The sequence below is a fragment of the Thioalkalivibrio sp. ALE14 genome, assembly GCF_000376845.1.
In the GTDB taxonomy this organism is placed as follows: Bacteria; Pseudomonadota; Gammaproteobacteria; order Ectothiorhodospirales; family Ectothiorhodospiraceae; genus Thioalkalivibrio.
In genome coordinates this window covers 1-3,599 of record NZ_AQXY01000003.1, presented here as the reverse complement: position 1 = coordinate 3,599, position 3,599 = coordinate 1, and the positions used below count along the sequence as shown (strand labels likewise).

The 3,599-nt window shown below is 60.1% G+C and carries 3 protein-coding genes and 3 pseudogenes; 3 read left to right on the top strand and 3 right to left on the bottom strand.

From position 1 onward, the window contains the following. Positions 1-127: 127 nt before the first annotated feature. Complete coding sequence (locus F572_RS15840) at positions 128-811, bottom strand: hypothetical protein (protein ID WP_231291055.1); 684 nt, start codon at positions 809-811, stop codon at positions 128-130. Positions 812-890: 79 nt separating this feature from the next. Here F572_RS15840 and F572_RS14640 point away from each other — a divergent pair. After that, positions 891-1,181, top strand: a pseudogene (locus F572_RS14640) (transposase); the annotation flags it as partial. 16 nt (positions 1,182-1,197) lie between these two features. Here the strand turns inward: F572_RS14640 and F572_RS14880 are convergent. Continuing rightward, positions 1,198-1,407 (bottom strand): annotated as a pseudogene (locus F572_RS14880) (transposase); the annotation flags it as partial. Positions 1,408-1,731: 324 nt separating this feature from the next. On the opposite strand from F572_RS14880, the gene F572_RS0100040 reads away from it, so the two are divergent. Together F572_RS0100040 and F572_RS0100035 are read left to right on the top strand one after the other, a co-directional pair. Continuing rightward, positions 1,732-2,046, top strand: a complete 315-nt coding sequence (locus tag F572_RS0100040) for a hypothetical protein (RefSeq protein ID WP_017940341.1) — start codon at positions 1,732-1,734, stop codon at positions 2,044-2,046. Between the two features lie 202 nt (positions 2,047-2,248). Then, the gene (locus F572_RS0100035; RefSeq protein ID WP_017940340.1) at positions 2,249-2,815 is read left to right on the top strand and encodes a hypothetical protein; all 567 of its coding nucleotides are present in this window, start codon (positions 2,249-2,251) and stop codon (positions 2,813-2,815) included. Positions 2,816-2,993: 178 nt separating this feature from the next. Here the strand turns inward: F572_RS0100035 and F572_RS14635 are convergent. Next, positions 2,994-3,461: pseudogene (locus F572_RS14635) on the bottom strand (transposase); the annotation flags it as partial. Positions 3,462-3,599 lie beyond the last annotated feature (138 nt).

The following is a 3,599-nucleotide window of genomic DNA, read 5'->3' as shown; positions in this document are numbered from 1 at the left end:
TATCTCCTCTGGCTGGCTGGTTGCTCGCACTTCCATTCCAGCCGGATACGCCGCCTTCCTCAATCCCCCCGTACACCACTTTCGACAGTAACTCGGGTTACCGCGGTCCGACCCCGTTATCTGCAGCTTATTCCTGTACTGAAATCTCTAATTGGAGCTTTTGCAACTCGCCGGCAATTTGGTCTAGGCGCACACGCACTTGCCTATTCCGAGGGCCCTCGAGGTGCTTGCTCTGGAGCACCTGGGCCTTTATTCCAGAACTCGCTCGACCCAAGAAGTCCAGCAGCTGATACTGCGTATCCGCCACCTCCGGAACAACCTTCTGCACAATCTCTTTTTCTATCCCCAAGCGAATTCCACACCGCGCCTCAAGCTCATCGGCATAGTCAACCTCAACCTCGACGGGAAAGGCTTTCGCCTCGGCATACTCCATGTACCTTGACCGGTGCCGTCCGTTAGTGAAGCCAACGGCCCCGACCCTTTCAACGCCGAACAAGCCAAACAAGGTTATCCCAAAAACCCGCTTACGCCTCTGACTGGTTGCGAAGTGAACCACAGGCATCTCAGGAACACCGCTCGATGGATCTAGAAACTCGTGAATTTTCGTTAACTTCTCCTTAGACCAAGTGCCGGCTTCAGGAACAACGTAGCCCGCTATATCGTTCTTAACGCAGCGCATGAACTCCTGGGTATCCACGACCACCACTCTATAGCGCTGATTGCCGGGCTCGCTGCGCCGAAACTTAATCACCGAATAATTCGGATGGCTAGAGGGCAGTCTAACTATCCACTGCTCAACAGCCGTTTCCACGACTCACCTCCCCATAACTGGGCACCGAATGACACTCTGACACGCCTAACAAGGAAATCATGGGTGTCCTCTTCTTCCGTTCGTCTCGGCCGCGATCGCCGACTGGGCCGAACAGCGGGGCGTGGAACTGAGCTTCATCCAGCCGGGCAAACCGATGCAGAACGGCTTCATCGAACGGTTCAACGGCAGCTACCGCCGCGGGGTCCTGGACCTCTACGTCTTCCGAACGCTGACCGAAGTCCGTGAACACACCGAGCAGTGGCTGCAGGACTACAACGAAACCATCCCTCACGATTCGCTGGGGGACCTGACGCCGGTCGAATACCGGCAGTTACACACCCCGGAAACCTCTAGTTATGCGTGGACCTAATCCGGGGAAGTCGACAGTTCGACATCACCGCATACGCGCACACGTCCACCGCAAACACCCCTTGCAGCTCACGCAGGCGCTCCAGCACCCAGCCGCGCCGGTGCTCATAGTTCTTGCCCGAATAGGAATCCTCGCCGCACAGGAACGCGCGGCGAACACAGCGACAAATACAGTGGTAATACGGCGTCGTCTCGACCGAGACGAGCTCCTTCCTGGCTCGCGTCATCTCCGGACCCTCACTGGTCCATGCACTCCCCCACAAACCTAGTCAGCCCGCCTCAGACCGTCAAGAAATCATGGGTGTCCTCTTCTTCCCCGCTGGCTCAACGAGTGGACACCCGAACCAAGTGCCAGATGACGCCAAAGGCGGACCACAGCGGGTTCCATTCGCGCGGCCCCAAGTCGCATGCCCCAACCCCCTACCCTTGTTTTCTTCTGATTTTAACATATGCTTGTAAAAAGCCCGTGGGCCTGCCGCTGCGAGTCAGTGGGCACCGAACGCCATAGTCTGGGGGAGCATTCCTGTCGCTCCCAGCAAGGAGACACCGCCATGAACATCCGCTTCACCCTTGCCCTGCTGTTCCTGATCTCGCTTCCGCTCGCCGTTAGCGGCTGCGCATCCACCTCCCAGCCGAACACACCGGAAGCACTCGCTTCCGAAGATGCGCTCGCCCAGATCCTGTTCGATTACGAGGCAGACGCCTTCACCGCCTACAACATGCGCCGCAACGGCACCGTCGATATCACCTTCGCGCGCGACGTCCCGGACGGCCTGTACAGCCAGATGGTGGATGACCTGCGAGCCCACCCGGACATCCGCAACGTCCGCTCGGCACGCACCGGCCCCGCCTGCGGCCTGTTCTGACCCAATGCGTCGGCGCCCCCCCCGGGCGCCGGCGCGATGGGCGCACCGACCCACAAAGCCACATCGCATCAATCCAGGCTGTCTCCATCGCCTGCCGGACTCAACACCGATTGTCTCGACCAAAAGGCGACTGTTCGTCCTCAACTCAACGTCAGTTCTGTATCTCGATCGACACCGACGACCCGATCAGAGGCCTGCCAAAATGAAAGCCCACTATTTTCTTGCCGTACTCCTCATCCTGTTCATAACGGGCTGCAATACGACAGCCACTCGAGAGGGTCCCGATTCGTGGGAATCCGCCGTCGACAGTTGGTCCACCCACGAAGACGTTGCGGCCTGGCTTTCCGGAAACTTCCGGTTTGATCGAGGCCGGCAGGATGTGATCCAGAGCCGCCTGAGGGATCAGGGGCCTTCCGGCCTGCTGGTTCGAGAGCCGGAGAACTTGTACGCAAGACCGCGCGGTTTCTGCGCGGATTCGGCGAACTTTGCGAGGGAAAGCCTGAACGCGATCGACCCGGAATACGGGGCGCAGTGGGTATTTGTCGAAAATGCCCGGGGCCGCCCGAACCACTGGGTGACCGCGTTTCGGCAAGAAGGAAACCTGTACATCATGGACTACGGCGCCGGTCCCAAATGGAGCGCGATGAACGGCGTCCACGGTCCGTACCGGAATCTTGGCGAATACCGGGACTTCCTCGCCTCTCTGAATCTGCCGGACTTCGGCGTCGGCCGTGTCGCTTACCGGAGCATGCCCGGAACCTACGATTAACGCCGTGGAATGGTAGCGGTCCTTCCAGAACCCTCCCTTCCCACGTGTTTAGGGGTCAGACCTTGCCTTTTGCCTCCGTCAGAATCTGCAGGGGCAAAAGGCAAGGTCTGACCCCGTTTCCCGCGTCGTCCAGCAGCGCCTGGCTCTTGTAGCGGCCTTCCCAGAAGCGGCCCTTTCAGCCATCTTCCGCATTCGCCCGCCGCGCCAGGTGTTCGTTCAGGCTGCGCATGAACCAGGACAGGTCCTGCAGGCGCGCTCACCATTCGGCAATCTGCAGCTGCGCCCGCTCGCGCTCCGCCTCCGTCTTGGTTTGCCCCGCCCGATAGCGGGCGACCAGAACCGGTAGCGAGAACAGCCGCTCCCAGCGCTCCATCACCTCGTCTTCGCTCCACGCCGCCGCCCGATCCGAGTCCAGCCGCACCACCAGGTGATAGTGGTTCGACATCACCGCATACGCACACACGTCCACCGCGAACACGCCCTGCAGCTCACGCAGGCGCTCCAGCACCCAGCCGCGCCGGTGCTCGTAGTTCTTGCCCGAATAGAAATCCTCGCCACACAGGAACGCGCGGCGAACACAGCGACAAATACAGTGGTAGTACGGCGTCGTCTCGACCGAGACGAGCTCCTTCCTGGCTCGCGTCATCTCCGGACCCTCCCTGGTCCATGCACTCCCCCACAAACCTAGATGTCAGGTCTCGGCTGGTCATATACACGTTTTCGAAACAAATCGGGGCGTTCATGCTGCCAGGCCTTGAGGGTTTCCACCGGCGTCCGATGCCCC

Excerpts from the sequence above, each read along its gene's own strand:
- F572_RS0100040 (WP_017940341.1), top strand. The coding sequence starts at position 1,732 with ATGAACATCCGCTTCACCCTTGCCCTGCTGTTCCTGATCTCGCTTCCG.
- F572_RS0100035 (WP_017940340.1), top strand. The coding sequence starts at position 2,249 with ATGAAAGCCCACTATTTTCTTGCCGTACTCCTCATCCTGTTCATAACG.